This window comes from Bradyrhizobium sp. 197, from assembly GCF_023073375.1.
In the GTDB taxonomy this organism is placed as follows: Bacteria; Pseudomonadota; Alphaproteobacteria; order Rhizobiales; family Xanthobacteraceae; genus Bradyrhizobium.
This window is the reverse complement of sequence record NZ_JADPJJ010000143.1, coordinates 135,779-152,575: the sequence shown is the minus strand read 5'-3', so window position 1 is coordinate 152,575 and position 16,797 is coordinate 135,779. Positions and strand designations below refer to the sequence as shown.

Genomic DNA, 16,797 nt, shown 5'->3' with positions numbered 1-16,797 from the left:
GGCACCTCGTCATGACTTCATCAGTAGCGCGCCGAGATCACCAGATAGGCGGCGCGTCCCGGTGCTTCCAGCACGAACGGTGCCGCGCTCTGGTACAGCGCGTCGTAGTAGCGCTTGTCGAAGATGTTGTTCACGAACAGCTTGACCTGCCAGTTCTTGTTGATCTTGGCCTCCGCGAACATGTCGAAGCGCCAGTAGCTTGGGATCGACGTGCCCTGGTTGGCCGCGAGCAAGGTGCCGCCGTAGATCTTCGAGCGGTAAACCGCCTGCCCGCCAAGCTCCCAGACATCGGTGAGCTGGTATTTCGAGAGCAGGCTGAACGACTCGTGCGCAACATTGGCGAGCGGACGGCCGACGTTGGTGGGATACAGGGTCTTGTTCGCGGACGGCGCCAGCGACTGCGTCACCTCCGACTGCATCAGTACGAGACCGCCGAATACGCTCCACTTGTCGGTGATCTTGCCACCGACACCGAGATCAATGCCGCGGATGCGGTAGGCTGCGCCGGCCGTGATACACGACACCGAGCCGGTAGTCGCCGGTACAGTTACTGGATAGGGACAAGTCGCCGTTGCCGTTGCCGCGGTAATGTTCTGCGATTCGCGCGCGTTGTCCTTCGTGGTCTGAAACAGCGCCGCCGTCAGCAAAAGGTGACGGTCGAACAACTCCCATTTCGTGCCGAGCTCGATCGCCTTGTTCTTCTCCGGCCCGAAAATCTGGTTCGAACTGCCGTTGAGGACGGGTGTGAGACCACCATAAGCGGTGCTCGTCCCATCGAACTCGGCACCGACGGGATTCGCTGAGGTCGCATACGCCACGTAGACGCTGCCATTCGGAAGCGGCTTGAGCGTGAGACCGAGGTTGAAGTTCGGAATCAGGAACTCGGCAGACTGCTGGCCAAACTGGCTCACGCCACCGACCGTTCCGTATCCCGACGTGTTGATCTTGTAATTATCGTAGCGGAAACCGCCGTTGAGGATCAGGAGGTCGCGATAATTCGCGCTATCCATGACGTAGCCGCTGACGGTGTCGATGCCGATTTTGGTCGGCAGCCCTGCCAGCGCGAGCGCTTTACCGGGCAAAAACGTATCTTGGGGAAAGAAGACGCTGACGCCCGTCGGCGAACCGGATGGGCTTACGGGCACTCCGTTCCCCTCCGAGGTGAGCCCGAGATATTTGTCGATCGACGATCTCTCGCGATCGACTTCAATTCCCGCCAGCGCGGTATGCTTGAACCCGGCCCCGTCCTGAAATTTGTAGGTCGCCTCCGTCTGGTTGGCGATCACGTCGGTGATCTGGAGACGGCTCTGCGGATTCATCGTGAGCGTGGAAGCCGACAGCGGGGTGCCGTTGATCGGGCTCTCCGGCAGCGTTCCGACGTAGTTCTGCGTCGAGCGCGACGCACGGAACCTGTTGCTGACCATCAGGTCCGGGGTGATCTGCACTTCCGCGTTGAGCGAACCGATGTCCTGGCCGGTCCGGTAGAAGTCGCGATTGATCTGGCCATACCAGTTGTTGCGGTTGGCGCCGAAGTCCGGGAACGGACCGCCGGCGGTCGACGCGGTGCTCGGCCGATAATAGGGCACACCGAAGTCCGGAACTCCCGTCAATTCGGTATGAATGTAACCAGCCGTGACCTTGACAGCATCGACAGGCTTCCAGGTCGTCGCGACGAAAGCGCCATTGCGATTGTCCTTGACGAAATCGCGCCCGGCGACATCGGCATCCTGGAACAGGCCGCCGGCACGAACGGCCAGTGTCGGGTTGATCACCTGGTTGACGTCGAGGGTGACACGCTTGGTCTGGTCGGTGCCAAACGTGGTGTCCATGTTGTAGAAGCTCTTCTCCGTCGTCGCCTGCTTGGTGACGATGTTGATCGCACCACCGGCGACACCGCGACCGGCAAAGGTCGAGCCGGGACCGCGCAGGATCTCAACCTGCTCGGTGAAGAAGTTCTCACGAACGCTCACGCCGGGATCGCGGACACCGTCGATGAAGATGTCGTTGCGGGCGTCGAAGCCGCGGATAAAGAAGCGGTCACCGAAGGCGTTGCCGCCCTCGCCTGTTCCAAGCGTCACGCCAGCCGTACTCAGGATCGCCCGTTTCAGCGACGTGGCGTTCATGTCCTCGAGCACATCCTTTGTAAGCACAGTGATCGATTTTGGCGTGTTGAGGATCGGCTCGGGGAATTTGCCTGACGCCTGCACCCGGGTCGCCATGTAAGGCGCGGCGGGATTTGCGTACGGATCACGGTCGGCCGCAAGACCGCCTGGATTGACTACTGGCGCCGTGGCTGCCTGCTGCCGCTGCGCCGCGCGCCGAAGCGCATTGCGCGCGCGGACCTGGTCGGCCGCCGGTTTCGAAGCCACGGGGCGCGGACGCTGGACCGGCGCATCGACCGTCACCGGCGGCAGGTTCGACTGCTGCGCCTGAGCCCCGCTCGAAACTGACGCGACGGCGATCAGACTGGCCACTGCAGAAACGGTCTTGCCCGTCGCAGCATCCAAATTGTTGCCGAATGATTTCCGAACAGCGACCGGACGCAACGATCGCGGTGTTTTCGTCATGCTCATCACACGCCCCGCAGTGTTTTTGCTTCCATTGGCCGCGTTGCGACAACGCGACGCACCGGTGCTATCGGGCGTATTGATGGGGGTCAACGCGATCACGGCAACACAGCGGAGGAATCCGCCCATTTCAAAGCAATTCTAAACTTGCCTGCGCGCGTCACTTTGTAAGCGTTCTAATCTCGAGTTTGTAAGCGTTCTAAACTGATGCCGATTTTGTCCCTCGGACACCGGTGGCACGCACTCTCACCATCGGATGCGGAAGGTGGAGGGATGCCCGCCATGGCGGACATCCCAGCCTTGGATAGACGAAATCAGAACTTCGTCGTCGTCACGAGATAGAATGCCCGGCCCGGCGCGACCGCCACGAACGGCACGGCGCTGCGGTAGAGCGTATCGTAGTAGAGCTTGTTGGTGAGATTCTGCGCGTAGAACTTCATGGTCCAGTTCTTGTCGATCTTCTTCTCGACGAACGCGTCGAAGCGCCAGTAGCTCGCGAGCTCGTTGCCGGTATTGGCCGCGAACGTGCCGCCATAGACTTTCGAGCGGTACACCGCCTGCCCGCCCAGCTCCCAGCCGCCATCGAACTTGTACTTGGTCAGCATGCTGAACGACTGGTGCGCGACGTTGGCGAGCTGCAGGCCGAGGTTGGAGGCGATGTTGCTCTGCGTGACCTTCGACTGCATCAGCACGATGCCGCCGAAGATGCTCCAGCGATCGGTGATCTTGCCCTCGGCCTCGATGTCGATGCCCTGGATGCGGTAGGCAGCGTTCGACGTGAGCAGGCCCGCGGCGTTTGTCTCGCGCGCATTGTCCTTCGTGGTCTGGAACAGCGCAGCGCTGACCAGCAGGTGACGATCCGCCAGCTCCCATTTGGTGCCGAGTTCGGCCGCCTTGTTGCGCTCGGGCCCGAGCAGGATGGCCGTGTTGGCCGGAACGCCACCGTAGTCGGTGCCGGTCGCGTCAAGCTCCGAGCCGAACGGATTGGCCGAGGTCGCATAGGCCGCATAGACGCTGCCGATCGACGTCGGCTTGTAGACCAGGCCGACGTTGTAGTTGACGAGGTCGGCGTTCATTTTCAGGTAATTCGGCGAGTTGGTCGACGAGCTCATGTTGTAGCCGTCGTAACGGATGCCGCCATTGACGATGATCGTGTCCTGCCAGTTGGCGGTATCCATGACGTACACGCTGCTGGTGTTGACACCATAGCGCGTCGGATTTCCGGTCAACGACGGCGATCCGAACGGGATGTTGGTGTACTGGGGGGAATAGAGATTGACCCCTGTAACGGCGCCGGTGCTGGTGAAGGCGCTGCCGGCCAGTTCCGACGCGAGGCCGGCGTAACGGTCGATCGAGATGTTCTCGTTCGCATATTCCACGCCGAATACGGCAGTGTGCTTCACCCCGCCGGTGTCGAGCTTGAACGTGGCCTCGTTCTGGTTGGCCCACACGTCCACGTTCTGCAGCCGGCTCTGCGCGCTGGCCGTCGTGGTCCAGAGCAAGGGATTGGGGCTGGTCGTATTCGGGTTCTGCGGCAGCGTGCCGATGTAGTTCAGCAGCGAGTGCTCGCCGCGCACTTTGCTGCTCAGCGTGATGGCCTCGTTGACCTTGTACTCGATCGTGCCGGTGCCGAAATCCTGCCGCGCGGTCTGGAAGTCGCGGTTGAGGAAGCCGTACCAGTTTCCACGCGGAATGCCGGCGGACGTCACCGGCACGTTACCCTTCTTGTAATAAGGCACGCCGAAATCCGGCAGGCCGCTGAGATCGGTATGGACGTAGTTCGTGGTGATCTTGATGTCGCTGGTCGGGGTGTACTTGGTCGAGATGAAACTGCCCCAGCGATTGTCGGTGACGTAGTCGCGGCCGGCGACGTTGGCATCCTGGAACATGCCGCCGGTGCGCACCGAGAAGGTCGGATCGATCACCTGGTTGACATCGATCGTGACGCGCTTGGTCCTGTCGGTGCCGAACTCGGTATCCATGCGCTTGAAGTTGGTGTCGCCGGCCTGCTTGGTGACGATGTTGATGGCGCCGCCGGCGGTGCCGCGGCCGGCATAGGACGAGGCTGGCCCGCGCAGAATCTCGATCTGCTCGGTGAAGAAGTTCTCGCGGATCGAGACCGCGGGATCGCGGATGCCGTCGATGAAGACGTCGTTTCGCGCGTCGAAGCCGCGGATGAAGAAGCGGTCGCCGAAGGCGTTGCCGCCCTCACCCGATCCCAGCGTCACGCCGGCGGTCGAACGGCCGATCTCCTTCAGCGTCGTGGCATTCTTGTCCTCGAGCACTTCCTTGCTGAGCACCGTGATGGTCTTCGGCGTGTTCAGCATCGGCTCGGGAAACTTGCCGGAGGCCTGGACGTGGTCGACCTTGTAGGGCGCCGCCGGATCGGAATAGGGATTGCGATCGACTTCGCCGGCCGGGACCGTGGGCGCGGTCTGCTGCGCCGCCTGCTGCCGCTGCGCGGCGCGCCGAAGCGCATTGCGCGCGCGGACCTGATCCGGCGTCGGCTTCGAAACCGCGGGACGCGGACGCGCGACGGGAGCGTCGACCGTCACCGGCGGCAGGTTCGACTGCTGCGCCTCTGCGCCGCTCGACACCGACGCCACCGCGATCAATCCTGCAACGGCAGAAACCGCCTTGCCAGAATGCCCATCGAACTTGTTCTCAACCGAATGCCCCCCTGCGATCGAACGCAACGATCGCGGCACAACTGCCAGCTCCATCCCAACGCACCCCATCTTGAATTCATCGATCCGCAACATGCGCGATGAACGATGGGCCGGTGCTATCGATCGAGAAAATGCAGGTCAATGCAGTGTGATCCGTTCGATCACTTGAAATCGTCCAGTTCAAATCGATTCTAAAATCGAGCTTTGTAATCGATCTAAATCCGCGCGACATAGTGATGCAGTTGATCTGCACGCGCCTTGCTTCACACGGTAGCGTGTTGCAGCTCAATCGCTGCTCGGCGGCTTCATCAGCGAGAACAATTCGTCGATGGTCTTCTGCGCCACGGCGCGCACGCGATCGCTATCGTCCATGCCGGCGATGTTGACGCCGTTGACGACGGCTTTGATCTCGTCGCGGAAGTCCGTGAGGAAGCGCAGGGGATCACGCTGCTCGTTGGCAACGCGTGCGATCAGTCCCGTGATCAGAATCTGACACGCGATCAGCTTGCCGTTCAGCTCGTCCATCCTGCGCTCCCTCTGGTGGCGGGGCCGATATGAACGATGCCGATTTTCCTGACAACCGAAACGGCCTCTGCACGGTTTAGAACCGTTCTTGTAAAGCGTCCGCCCCGGCGGCTCTGCGCGGCGCCATTCAGCGTGGCGCACACCGCTTTCGAGCATTGCACAAGGTTTGCACGCTGATCGTTCACGCCGGGAAAATGCAGTGCTGCACACCGTAGCGCCACGGAGCTGCCTAGACAGTGCAAAGCTTTCCAATTGTTTAGGATTCTCAACCGATAGTGCTGTTTACTCTGGAACTTGGCGTGTATTATACAGGCGCCTTGGAACCCAATGATTGTAGCTTAGGGCACGAGAGCCGACACGAGACGATATGAAAAAGTCCCGGCCGATCCTCTGGATTCTGATCATCGCGGCCGTGGCCTCCGCGGGTTACTATGGTTGGCACAAATTCGGCTCGCCCGACGCCGCAAAAACCCAGACCGCGCAGAAGGGTCCGCAGCGCCCGCCCGCCGTCCTCGTGAGTGTTTCGCCGGTCCAGAAGGTCGACTTCCCGGTCTACCTGACCGGTCTGGGCACGGTTGCGGGCTTCAACACCGTACAAGTCCGGACGCGGGTGGATGGCCAGATCGACAAGATCGCCTTCACCGAAGGCAAGATCGTCAAGCAGGACGAGCTTCTCGTCTCGATTGATCCCCGCCCCTATCAAGCCACGCTCGACCAGGCCAAGGCCAAGAGGGCCCAGGACGAGGCGAACCTGGCCAACGCCAATCTCGAGCTCCAGCGCGCCATGAAGCTCGGCGAATTCGCCACCGCACAGCGGGTCGACACCCAGCGCTCCACGGTTGCCCAGCTCACTGCGCAGATCGCCGCCGACGATGCCGCGATCTCCAACGCCCAGACCCAGCTCGACTACACCCAGGTCAAGGCACCGATCACCGGCGTCGCGGGCCTGCGCCAGGTCGACGTGGGCAACATTGTCAACGCCTCGACGCAGACCGGCATCGTCACGATATCGCAGGTCGAGCCGATCTCGGTGATCTTCACGGCGCCGGAGGATCAGCTTCCCTATATCAGCGAGGGCCAGAAGGCCGCCGCGCTCAAGGTGATCGCTTTCACCACCGACGGCAAGAAGACGCTGGCCGAGGGCAAGCTCGCGGTCATCAATAATCAGGTCGACACGAGCAGCGGGACGATCCGGCTCAAGGCGGTGTTCGACAATAAGGACCACGCGCTGTGGCCCGGGCAGTCGGTGTCGACGCGCCTTCTGGTGCGCACCTTGAAAGATGCGACCGTCGTTCCCGATGACGCGGTCCAGCACTCCACCAACGGCCTCTATGCCTATACCGTCAATCAGGACAACAAGGCCGAGATGCACAAGATCAAGGTCAGCTACGGCATCGACGGGCGTTCGGTCATCGACGAAGGGCTGACGCCCGGGCAACAAGTGATCACCGGCGGCCAATTCAAGGTCCAGCCGGGAAGCCTCGTCTCCACGGCCGTGGCGAGTACGGATCCGGCCCAGAACAAGGTTCGACAGGAATGAACGCGGGAGGGATTTCGGCACCTTTCATCCGTTATCCCATCGGCACCTCGCTGCTGATGGCCGGCATTCTCTTCGTCGGTCTCGTCGCCTATCCCCTGCTGCCGGTCGCGCCGCTGCCGCAGGTGGACTTCCCGACCATCCAGATCACCGCCAATCTGCCGGGCGGCAGCCCGGAGACCATGGCCTCGTCGGTGGCCCAGCCGCTCGAACGGCAATTCGCCCAGATCCCGGGCATCGCCCAGATGACCTCGACGAGCTATCTGGGCACGGCGTCGATCACGATCCAGTTCGACCTCAACCGCAGCATCGACGGCGCCGCCAATGACGTGCAGGGCGCCATCAATGCCGCGAGCGGCCAGCTGCCAAAGAATCTGCCCTCGCCGCCGACCTACCGCAAGGTCAACCCGGCCGACGCGCCGATCCTGCTGCTGTCGGCGACCTCCGATACATTGCCGCTGACCAGCGTCAGCGACGCGGTCGATGCCCAGCTCGCCCAGCAGATCAGCCAGCTCTCGGGCGTCGCGCAGGTGTTCATCGGCGGCCAGCAGAAACCGTCCATCCGCATCCAGATCGATCCGGCGAAACTCGTCGCCAAGGGCCTGTCGATGGAGGACGTGCGCAGCCAGATCGCGATCACCACGGTCGACAGCCCCAAAGGCAATATCGACGGCCCGAAGCGCGCCTACACGATCTACGCCAATGACCAGCTGACCCAGGCCAAGGACTGGAACGACGTCATCATCGCCTATCGCAATGGCGGTCCCTTGCGAATCCGCGACATCGGCCAGGCGGTCAGTGGCGCTGAAGACGCCAAGCAGGCGGCCTGGGCCAATGGCAAGCGCGGCGTGTTCCTGGTGATATTCAAGCAGCCGGGCGCCAACGTGATCGAGACCGTCGACCGGATCAAGGCCACCCTGCCTCGCCTCGTGGCCGCGATACCGCCCGCGATCAAGATCGAGCTCATCAGCGACCGCACCACGACCATCCGCGCCGCCGTCGAGGACGTCCAGTTCACGCTGCTGCTGACCATTGCGCTGGTGGTCATGGTCATCTTCATTTTCCTGCGCAGTTTCTGGGCGACCGTCATTCCCACCATCACGGTTCCGCTGGCGCTGCTGGGCGCGTGCGCCTTGATGTGGGTGGTCGGCTATTCGCTCGACAATCTGTCGCTGATGGCGCTCACCATCGCGGTCGGCTTCGTCGTCGACGACGCCATCGTGATGCTCGAGAACATCACCCGCTACATCGAGGAAGGCGAATCGCCGATGGCGGCCGCCTTCAAGGGCTCCAAGGAAATCGGCTTCACCATCGTGTCGATCAGTATCTCGCTGGTCGCGGTGCTGATTCCGCTGCTGCTGATGGGCGGCATCATCGGGCGCCTGTTCCGCGAATTCGCCGTCGTGCTGGCGATGACGATCTTCGTCTCGATGTTCGTGTCGCTGACCCTGACGCCGATGATGGCGTCGCGCTTCCTGCGCGCCCATGGCGAGGTGACCCACGGCAAGTTCTATCAGTGGAGCGAGCGCGGCTTCGATGCGATGCTGCGCGGCTACGAATGGGTGCTCGACCATGCCCTGGCCTGGCGCCGCACGACGCTCGCGATCTTCTTCGCAACCCTTGCTTTGTCGGTCTATTTGTTCGTCCTGATCCCGAAAGGGTTCTTCCCGCAGCAGGACGTCGGCCTGATCACCGCGACCTCGGAAGCCTCCCAGGACATCTCGTTCGCGGAGATGCAGCGCCGCCAGGTCGAGCTCGGCAAGATCGTGATGGACGATCCCGACGTCGCAACGATCGCGATGAATATCGGCGGCAGCGGCCGCGCCGGCAACAACGGCAACATGTTCATCACGCTGAAGCCGCTCGGCGTCCGCACTACCTCGGCGCAGCAGATCATCGCGCGGCTGCGTCCCCAGCTCGAGAAGGTGTCGGGCGCCCGTCTCTACATGCAGGCGGCCCAGGACGTCCGGCTCGGCGGCCGGCCGACGCGCACGCAGTTCGAGTTCACGTTGCAGGACGCCGATTTGGCCGAGCTCAACGACTGGGCGCCGAAGATCCTCGCCAAGATGCAGACGTTGCCGCAACTGCGCGACGTCGCGACCGACCAGCAGACCCGGGGCACCACGGTTCAGCTCAAGATCAACCGCGATACCGCAGCGCGCTACGGCATCCAGCCTCAGCTGATCGACGACACGCTGTACGACGCCTTCGGCCAGCGCCAGGTCACGCAGTATTTCACCCAGCTCAACACCTACAAGGTGATCCTGGAAATCCTCCCGGAGATGCAGGGCAGCCTCGAAAGCCTGAACAAGCTCTATCTGAAATCGCCGCTGACCGGGGACCAGGTGCCGCTGTCGACGTTTGCGACCTGGAGCACCGATCCGGTCCGCCCGCTCTCGATCAGTCATCAGGGCCAGTTCCCGGCGATCACGATCAGCTTCAACCTCGCCCAAGGCGTCGCGCTCGGCCAGGCCACGGAGGCCGTGCAGAAGGCGATGGCCGATCTCGGTGCGCCGCCAACGCTCAATTCGAGCTTCCAAGGCACGGCACAGGCGTTCCAGCAGTCGCTGGGCACCGTGCCGCTCCTGATCCTCGCGGCGCTGGTCGTGGTCTATCTGATCCTCGGCATCCTCTACGAGAGCTACATCCATCCGATCACGATTCTCTCGACCCTGCCCTCGGCCGGCGTCGGGGCGCTCGCGATCCTAATGGCGGCCGGTTTCGAGTTCAGCCTCATTGCTTTGATCGGCATTATTCTGCTGATCGGCATCGTGAAGAAGAACGGCATCATGATGGTGGACTTCGCCATCGCCGCGGAGCGCGACGAGCACAAGACGCCGGCGGAATCGATCCGGCAGGCAGCGCTGTTGCGCTTCCGTCCGATCATGATGACGACGATGGCTGCCCTGCTCGGCGGCGTGCCGCTGATGCTCAGTCACGGCACCGGCGCGGAGATCCGCCAGCCGCTCGGCTACGCCATGGTCGGCGGCCTGATCGTCAGCCAGGCGCTGACGCTGTTCACCACCCCGGTCGTCTATCTCTATCTCGACGAGCTCAACAACTGGTTCTCGGGTTGGGGACGTAAGGGTGACGGCGAAGGCGACGAGACGATCGCGCACGGCACCGTTAAGGAAGCTGCCGAGTAGCAGCTTGCACCGCGCGCCTGGCGACGCTACAGCGAGCGAGACCCCGGTTCACGCCAACGCGGTTTTGCCATGTCCATGCAATCCAGACTTGCCGCCCTTGCCGCCGCGCTCCTGTTGTCGACGGGTGCCGCGTATGCCCAGCAGGGCGCCAAGAAGAACGCAGCTCCCCCTGCCCCGGCGGCACAGCCCGCACCGGCTCCGACGCAACCGCAGGCTGAGGGCTCTCCGGCGCAGCAGGCCGGCTGGGTCGTGCGCTGTACCAGCGTCAGCCGCGATGCGCCGCTCGAATGCGCGATGGAGCAGAACGCGGTGCTGACCAAGACCGGCCAGACCATCGTCCTGATCAACATCCGCATTGCGCCCGACACCCGCACACCGGTGGCGCTGCTGCAATTGCCGCTCGGCCTCAACCTTCCCATCGGCGCCAAGCTCCAGGTCGACGAGGGCAAGACGGTCGATCTCCCAATCCAGACCTGCGAGAACCGCGGCTGCTACGCCTCGACCCCGATCGCGCCGGACCTGCTTGCGACCTTGCGGTCGGGCAAACAGCTCAAGGTCTCCTTCCAGAACATGGCGAAGGAAACGATCGCGATCCCGATGCCGCTCGGCGATTTCGCGGCCGCTTACGACAAGATCAAGTAGCGCGCTTCTTTTTCGCCAATTGCCGCAGGAGTTTTCTCCTTGCGGTCCATCCTTCGAGACGCCCGCTTTCGCGGGCTCCTCAGGATGAGGTTTCAGCGCGCGGCAAATCTCAAACCCTTATGGTGAGGAGCCCGCCAGGGCGGGCGTCTCGAACCATGATGGCCGAGCGCCCTCGCAGCCCGCAAGCCTGCCGTTACTGCCGAGCCATCTGCGCGTTGCCGACGGCGTCGCCGTCGAGCTTCTGGTCGTTGTGCATGGTCACGCTGACGCGCGAGAGCCGTCCTTCGAATTCGAACGGCGCCTCGTAATGCGACACCGGGCTGCCGCGGTCGCGGCCGATGTCGAGGCCAGACCACGAAATCAGCGTGTGGAATCCGAGCTGGGTCTGCAGCGATCCCGCCTTCTCACCGTCGATCAGGAGCGTGTAGTCGGTGACGCCGGTACGCGAGCCCTTGGCCGGCGGCTCCTTGCGCACAAGACTCTCAACGTGAACGCCGAGACGCCGCGCGCCCGACGGTACCTTGCGCTCCGAGCGGACGATCTGGTGACTGCCGCCGATGTTGAGGTCGTGCACGAGATGGCCGTCCTTGACGTAGAGGCTATAGCCGGACGTCGCATCCCCATGCGAGATCAGCACGCCGTCGGCACCCGCCTCGTCGATCTCGACATGCGCCTCGATCGTGTAGCTGCGGCTGCGCACATCAGGCGCGACATCGGTCGGCACATGACCCATGCCGGCATGGAAGACGAAATGATAGCGCGCACCATGGAAGCGCGCGGCATTCTCCGCAAAGCGCGGCCCGAAGCGGTCGTCGAGCGGCAGCACCTTGTGCTTCTCGGCTTCCTCCCACCATGCCGCGATCATCGCTGCCAGGCGCTCCGGTTCTTTCGCCGCAAGATCATCGGTCTCGGAGAAATCCTCATCGAGATGGAACAGCTCCCATTTGTCGCTATCGAACGGCGTGCCCGATGGATGGAAGGCGACCGCCTTCCAGCCGCCCTGCCAAAGGCCGCGATGGCCGAACATCTCGAAATATTGCGGCGAGCTCTTTGAAGGAGCGGACGCGTCCGCGATCGAACGCGCAAAGCTCTCGCCTTCCAGCGGCATCTGCCGGCAGCCCGCGATCTCGGCGGGCGCCTCGATGCCGATCAGCTCCAGCAGCGTCGGCGTGAGGTCGGTTGCGTGCACGAACTGGTGCCGCAGCTCTCCCTTGGCCGCGATCTGCTTCGGCCAGTTGATGACGAAGGGATCACGGATACCGCCGCCATGGGTGTTCTGCTTGTAGCGCCGCAGTGGCGTGTTGGACGCCATCGCCCAACCATGCGGAAAATTACTGTGGGTGTCGGGCCCGCCGATGTCATCGATACGGCTCAGCTTCTCCGCGATCGGCTCCGGCTTGAAGTTGAACGGACCCATCGCGTTGACGAAGCCGAGCGGTCCGCCCTCCTGGCTGGCGCCGTTGTCGGACATCACGATGATGACCGTGTTGTCGCGGATGTTGGCCATCTCCAGGAATGAGACAAGGCGCGCAAGATGACGATCGGAATGATCGAGCATGCCGGCAAAAGCCGCCTGCAGGCGCGTGAAGACGCGACGCTCGTCGGCCGAATGATCTTCCCAGGCTTTCACGCCGTCATTGCGCGCCGGCATCCGCGTTCCCTCCGGCACCAGCCCCATCGCCTTCTGACGCGACAGCCGCTGCTCGCGCTCGATGTCCCAGCCGTGTGAGAACGTCGCGTCGTAGCTCCTGATGATCTCGGCCGGTGCCTGGTGCGGCGCGTGGCAGGCCCCCAGCGCCACCCAGGTGAGCCACGGGATGTCGGGACGATCGGCGACGTGATCACCGATGAAGCGGATCGACTGGTCGATCAGGTCCTCGGTCAGATGATAGCCATCGGCATACGTCCCCGGAGGATCGATTTGCGTGTGGTCGGAGACGAGCTCCGGCGCGTACTGGTCGGTCTCGGCATCGAGGAAGCCGTAGAAGCGATCAAAACCGCGACCGAGCGGCCAGCCGTCGAACGGGCCGGTGGCGCCGCTTTCGGTCAGCGGCGTCACGTGCCATTTGCCGACCATGTAGTTGCGATAGCCGTGGGTGCGCAGCATCTCGGCGAGCGTCCCCGCCTCGCGCGCGATCTTGCCGCGGTAGCCGGGATAGCCGGAATCGAAATTGGCAAGGCATCCGACGCCGACGGAGTGATGGTTGCGCCCGGTGAGCAGTGCCGCGCGCGTGGTCGAGCACATCGCGGTGGTGTGGAAGCCGGAGTAACGCAGCCCTTCGGCGGCGAGCCTGTCGATGGTCGGCGTCTTGATCGCGGAACCGTAACAGCCGAAATCGGAGAAGCCGACGTCGTCGAACAGCACGACCAAAATGTTCGGCGCGCCCTCGGGCGGCCTCGGCGCCTCCGGCCACCAAGGCTTTGAGTCCGCAACTGTCTTGCCGACGGTGCCGCGGAACGGCGTGTTGCTGCCTGCGCTCATCTGATCCTCCCTGTCGGCTGGCCTGGATGGCCGCCGACGGCCACGGGTTGACCCGCGGCTCGTCGTCGTCTAGATTATAATCCGAATTATGATTATGATTTAACCCGGATGCAAGTGCGGAAGCAGCCACGTTCGGAACAGCCCGGGTTTCGTGATTTCGACCTGCCCGGCGTCGTCCCGTCGCGCCAGAAGCGCAGCCGCGAGACAACGCTGGCGCTGCTGCGCGCCGGCGCGGAGATGCTGCGGAGGCGCAGCCTCGCCGAGCTTTCGATCGCAGCGCTCTGCACCGAAGTCGGTGCCACCGTCGGCGCCTTCTACAGCCGCTTCGAAAGCAAGGAAGCCTATTTCAACGCGCTGATGGCACTGGCCGCGCGCGACGGCGAGCAGCGGCTGGCCGAGATCAGGCGGCCGTCGCCCGATGCGGGCCTCGACAAGCTCTGCCAAATCATCGTCAGCGGCATCATCATCTGGATGCGCAACCACGAGGGCGTGCTGCGCGCAGCGCTCCAGCATGACGACACCCGCCCGGACAAATGGACAGCATTTAAGGCTCTTGCGAAAGCGACCACCGAACGCGCCACCCCTCTCCTGCTGCCGGCGATGGGCAAAGGGCGTAAGGCCGCCAAAGTCCGCACCATTGCGTTCGGCTTCCAAATCGTGCTGGGCACGCTGGTGAATGCGATCCTCAACGATCCCGGGCCGCTGTCGCTCGGGACGAAGGAGATGGAGACGCGGCTCGCCGGCTGCCTGTTGCTGCTGCTTCAGGCGGAAATCAGTCAGTCCACCCCAAGATAAGCCTTCTGCACCTGCGGGTCCTGCGCGAGCGCTGCGGCCGTGCCTGACAGCACGCTCTTGCCGACCTGGAGCACGGTGGCGAAATCGGAGACTTCCAGCGCGAGCTCGATCGATTGCTCGGCGAGCAGGATGGTCAGACCCTCGCGATGCAGGCGGCCGAACGTCTCGTACATGGATTCGACGATCGCCGGCGCAAGACCGAGCGAGGGTTCATCCAGCATCAGCAGTTTCGGCTCGCTCATCAGCGCGCGGCCGACCGCGAGCATCTGCCGTTCCCCGCCGGACATGGTGCCGGCGCGCTGGTTGCGGCGCTCCTTCAACCGCGGAAAGAACTCGTAGACGCGCTCCAGCAGCGTGGCCCGGAGCGACTTGTCGTGCAGCGGCGTTGCGCCGAGCAGCAAATTGTTCTCCACGCTCTGCTGCACGAACAGCCGCCAGCCCTCCGGCGACAACGCCAGCCCCTTGCGCACGATCGCAAACGCCCTCTCGCCGGCGATGTCCTCGCCGCGAAAGTGGATCAATCCGGAATGCACGGGAATGAGGCCGGCGATGGCGTTCAACGTCGTGGTCTTGCCGCCGCCATTGGAGCCGAGCAGCGCGACGACGCTGCCTTCGGGAACCTCCAGCGAGACGTCGGAGACGCCGATGAGGTCGCCGTAGCGCACCTCCAGATGCTCGATCCTGAGCAATGCCCCGCTCATAGGTCCGGCCCGCCCATCAATTCGACCGGCGTGTGGCCGGCGGCCGCCTTGGCCGCGCGCTTGCCGAGATAGGCCTCGATCACCGCCGGGCTGGACGTGACTTCGCGGGGTGCCCCACGGGCGATCTCCTTGCCCTGGTGGAACACCATCACGCGGCTCGCGAGCGACATGATCACTTCCATGATGTGCTCGACGATCACAAGCGTAATGCCGGAACGGTGGATGTCGCGGACGAGGTCGATGGCGAGCCTCACTTCATGCGCGTTGAGACCGGCCATGGCTTCGTCGAGCAGCAGCACCTTTGGCTCGGTCGCGAGCGCGCGCGCGATCTCCAGCCGCTTGCGGCCGGGCGTGCCGAGCGAGCGCGCCGGTGCATCCGCAAGCCTGATCATGCCGACCCGCTCGAGCACGGCGCGCGCCTTGGTCTCGGCCTCCTTGCGATGCGCCGTGCGCAGGAAGGCGCCGATCATGACGTTCTCGAGCACCGTCATGCCTTCAAATGTCTGCGGCACCTGGAAGGTGCGGGCGAGCCCAAGCCCGGCGCGCAGCTCCGGCGTGAGGTCGGTGATGTCGCGGCCCTCGAACAGGACGCGGCCGGACGTGGTCTTGAGATCGCCGGTGAGGCAGTTGAAGAACGTGGACTTGCCCGCGCCGTTGGGGCCGATCAGGCCGAGGATGTCGCCCTGCTCCAGCGTGACGGAAGCATCGTCCACTGCCTTGAAGCTGCCGAACGCCTTGGTGATCCCGCACGCCTCAAGGAGCATGGCCTGCTCCCGTATCCTTGCTGGGCTTGCTGCGCCGCGTGAACAGGCTGAGCAGACCGCCCGGCTGGAAGCGCGCGATCACCACGATGATCGCGCCATAGAGCACGAAGGTGAGCCCGGCGCCCTTGCCGCCGAGCCAGCTGTTGGAGATCTCCTCCAGCGGCACCAGGATCGCGGCGCCCACCAGCGGTCCGAACAGCAGCCCTGCCCCGCCCAGCGCCGCCATGATCAGGATTTTCACCGAGATCAGGATGCCGAACCCGGACTCGGGATCGACGAAGCCGAACATCATGGCGTAGAGCGCGCCGGCGACGCTCGTCAGCGCCGCACTCAGCATGTAGGCATAGAGCTTGGTACGGCTCGCAGGTGCACCGAGCGAGCGCGCGGCCCGTTCGGAATCCTTGATGGCGCGCAGGTAAAACCCCATCCGGCTGTTGGTCATCCACCACGTGATCAGAAGCGTGATCGCGAGGATGAGCAGGAAGAGATAATAGTACGGCAGCGACGACAGGAACGAGAGATCGAAGATGTTGCGCGGGACAGTTGGACCAGAGAGCCCGACGGCCGCGCCTAACCAATCGGTGTTGGTGACGATCAGCCGCATCGTCTCGGCGACCGCGATCGTCGCCATGCTGAAATAATGGCCGGACAGGCGCAGCGTCGGCACACCGATGATCGCAGCCAACCCCACCGCCAGCACGATCCCGCCGGGAATGCCGAACAGGGGCGACAGGCCAAATTTTACATAGGACCCCATCGCGGCATAGGCGCCGCAGCCGAAGAACACGACGTGTCCGACCGAAACCTGGCCGGCATAACCGCCGACGATGTTCCAGGCCGACGCCGCAATCGCATAAAGCAGCACCAGTGCGCCCAAGCGCTGCTGGAACGGCGAGGACAGCAGCAGCGGATAGGCGATCGCAATCGCTGCGACGACCGAGAGCCAGATCAAGCGCCGCATCACAGCTT

The 16,797-nt window shown here is 63.6% G+C and carries 11 protein-coding genes; 4 read left to right on the top strand and 7 right to left on the bottom strand.

Annotation, left to right across the window (positions count from 1 at the left end):
• Positions 1-20 precede the first annotated feature (20 nt).
• The 3 genes from IVB27_RS32055 to IVB27_RS32045 form a co-directional block, all read right to left on the bottom strand.
• Entirely contained in the window at positions 21-2,573 is a 2,553-nt protein-coding gene (locus IVB27_RS32055; protein ID WP_247446792.1) for a TonB-dependent receptor, read from the bottom strand.
• A gap of 308 nt (positions 2,574-2,881) precedes the next feature.
• Positions 2,882-5,290, bottom strand: a complete 2,409-nt coding sequence (locus tag IVB27_RS32050) for a TonB-dependent receptor (RefSeq protein ID WP_247446790.1) — start codon at positions 5,288-5,290, stop codon at positions 2,882-2,884.
• 231 nt (positions 5,291-5,521) lie between these two features.
• Positions 5,522-5,761 carry a hypothetical protein gene (locus tag IVB27_RS32045; RefSeq protein ID WP_247345835.1) on the bottom strand — a complete coding sequence of 80 codons (240 nt, stop codon included), beginning with the start codon at positions 5,759-5,761 and terminating at the stop codon, positions 5,522-5,524.
• A 367-nt stretch (positions 5,762-6,128) separates the two neighbouring features.
• Here IVB27_RS32045 and IVB27_RS32040 point away from each other — a divergent pair, with 367 nt between their 5' ends.
• The 3 genes from IVB27_RS32040 to IVB27_RS32030 all read left to right on the top strand — a co-directional run bounded on the left by IVB27_RS32040 (position 6,129) and on the right by IVB27_RS32030 (position 11,086).
• Entirely contained in the window at positions 6,129-7,301 is a 1,173-nt protein-coding gene (locus IVB27_RS32040; RefSeq protein WP_247446789.1) for an efflux RND transporter periplasmic adaptor subunit, read from the top strand.
• Positions 7,298-10,444, top strand: coding sequence for an efflux RND transporter permease subunit (locus IVB27_RS32035; RefSeq protein ID WP_247446788.1), 3,147 nt, complete (start codon positions 7,298-7,300; stop codon positions 10,442-10,444). Before IVB27_RS32040 ends, IVB27_RS32035 begins: the two co-directional genes overlap by 4 nt.
• Positions 10,445-10,513: 69 nt before the next feature.
• Complete coding sequence (locus IVB27_RS32030; RefSeq protein ID WP_247345826.1) at positions 10,514-11,086, top strand: invasion associated locus B family protein; 573 nt, start codon at positions 10,514-10,516, stop codon at positions 11,084-11,086.
• Between the two features lie 193 nt (positions 11,087-11,279).
• Here the strand turns inward: IVB27_RS32030 and IVB27_RS32025 are convergent, their stop codons facing one another.
• The gene (locus tag IVB27_RS32025; RefSeq protein WP_247446787.1) at positions 11,280-13,568 is read right to left on the bottom strand and encodes an arylsulfatase; all 2,289 of its coding nucleotides are present in this window, start codon (positions 13,566-13,568) and stop codon (positions 11,280-11,282) included.
• Between the two features lie 108 nt (positions 13,569-13,676).
• Between IVB27_RS32025 and IVB27_RS32020 the strand changes: the two genes are divergently transcribed.
• Positions 13,677-14,363, top strand: coding sequence for a TetR/AcrR family transcriptional regulator (locus IVB27_RS32020; protein ID WP_247446786.1), 687 nt, complete (start codon positions 13,677-13,679; stop codon positions 14,361-14,363).
• Here the strand turns inward: IVB27_RS32020 and IVB27_RS32015 are convergent.
• From IVB27_RS32015 to IVB27_RS32005, 3 genes are read right to left on the bottom strand one after another with little or no spacing between them, the layout of a single operon-like run.
• On the bottom strand, positions 14,345-15,064 hold the full coding sequence (locus IVB27_RS32015) for an ABC transporter ATP-binding protein (protein WP_247446785.1): 720 nt from the start codon (positions 15,062-15,064) through the stop codon (positions 14,345-14,347). The genes IVB27_RS32020 and IVB27_RS32015 overlap by 19 nt on opposite strands.
• Positions 15,061-15,828 (bottom strand): ABC transporter ATP-binding protein, encoded by a 768-nt coding sequence (locus IVB27_RS32010; RefSeq protein ID WP_247446784.1) that lies wholly within the window; start codon positions 15,826-15,828, stop codon positions 15,061-15,063. The genes IVB27_RS32015 and IVB27_RS32010 overlap by 4 nt, the downstream gene beginning before the upstream one ends.
• Positions 15,818-16,789 carry a branched-chain amino acid ABC transporter permease gene (locus tag IVB27_RS32005; protein WP_247345810.1) on the bottom strand — a complete coding sequence of 324 codons (972 nt, stop codon included), beginning with the start codon at positions 16,787-16,789 and terminating at the stop codon, positions 15,818-15,820. Before IVB27_RS32005 ends, IVB27_RS32010 begins: the two co-directional genes overlap by 11 nt.
• Positions 16,790-16,797 lie beyond the last annotated feature (8 nt).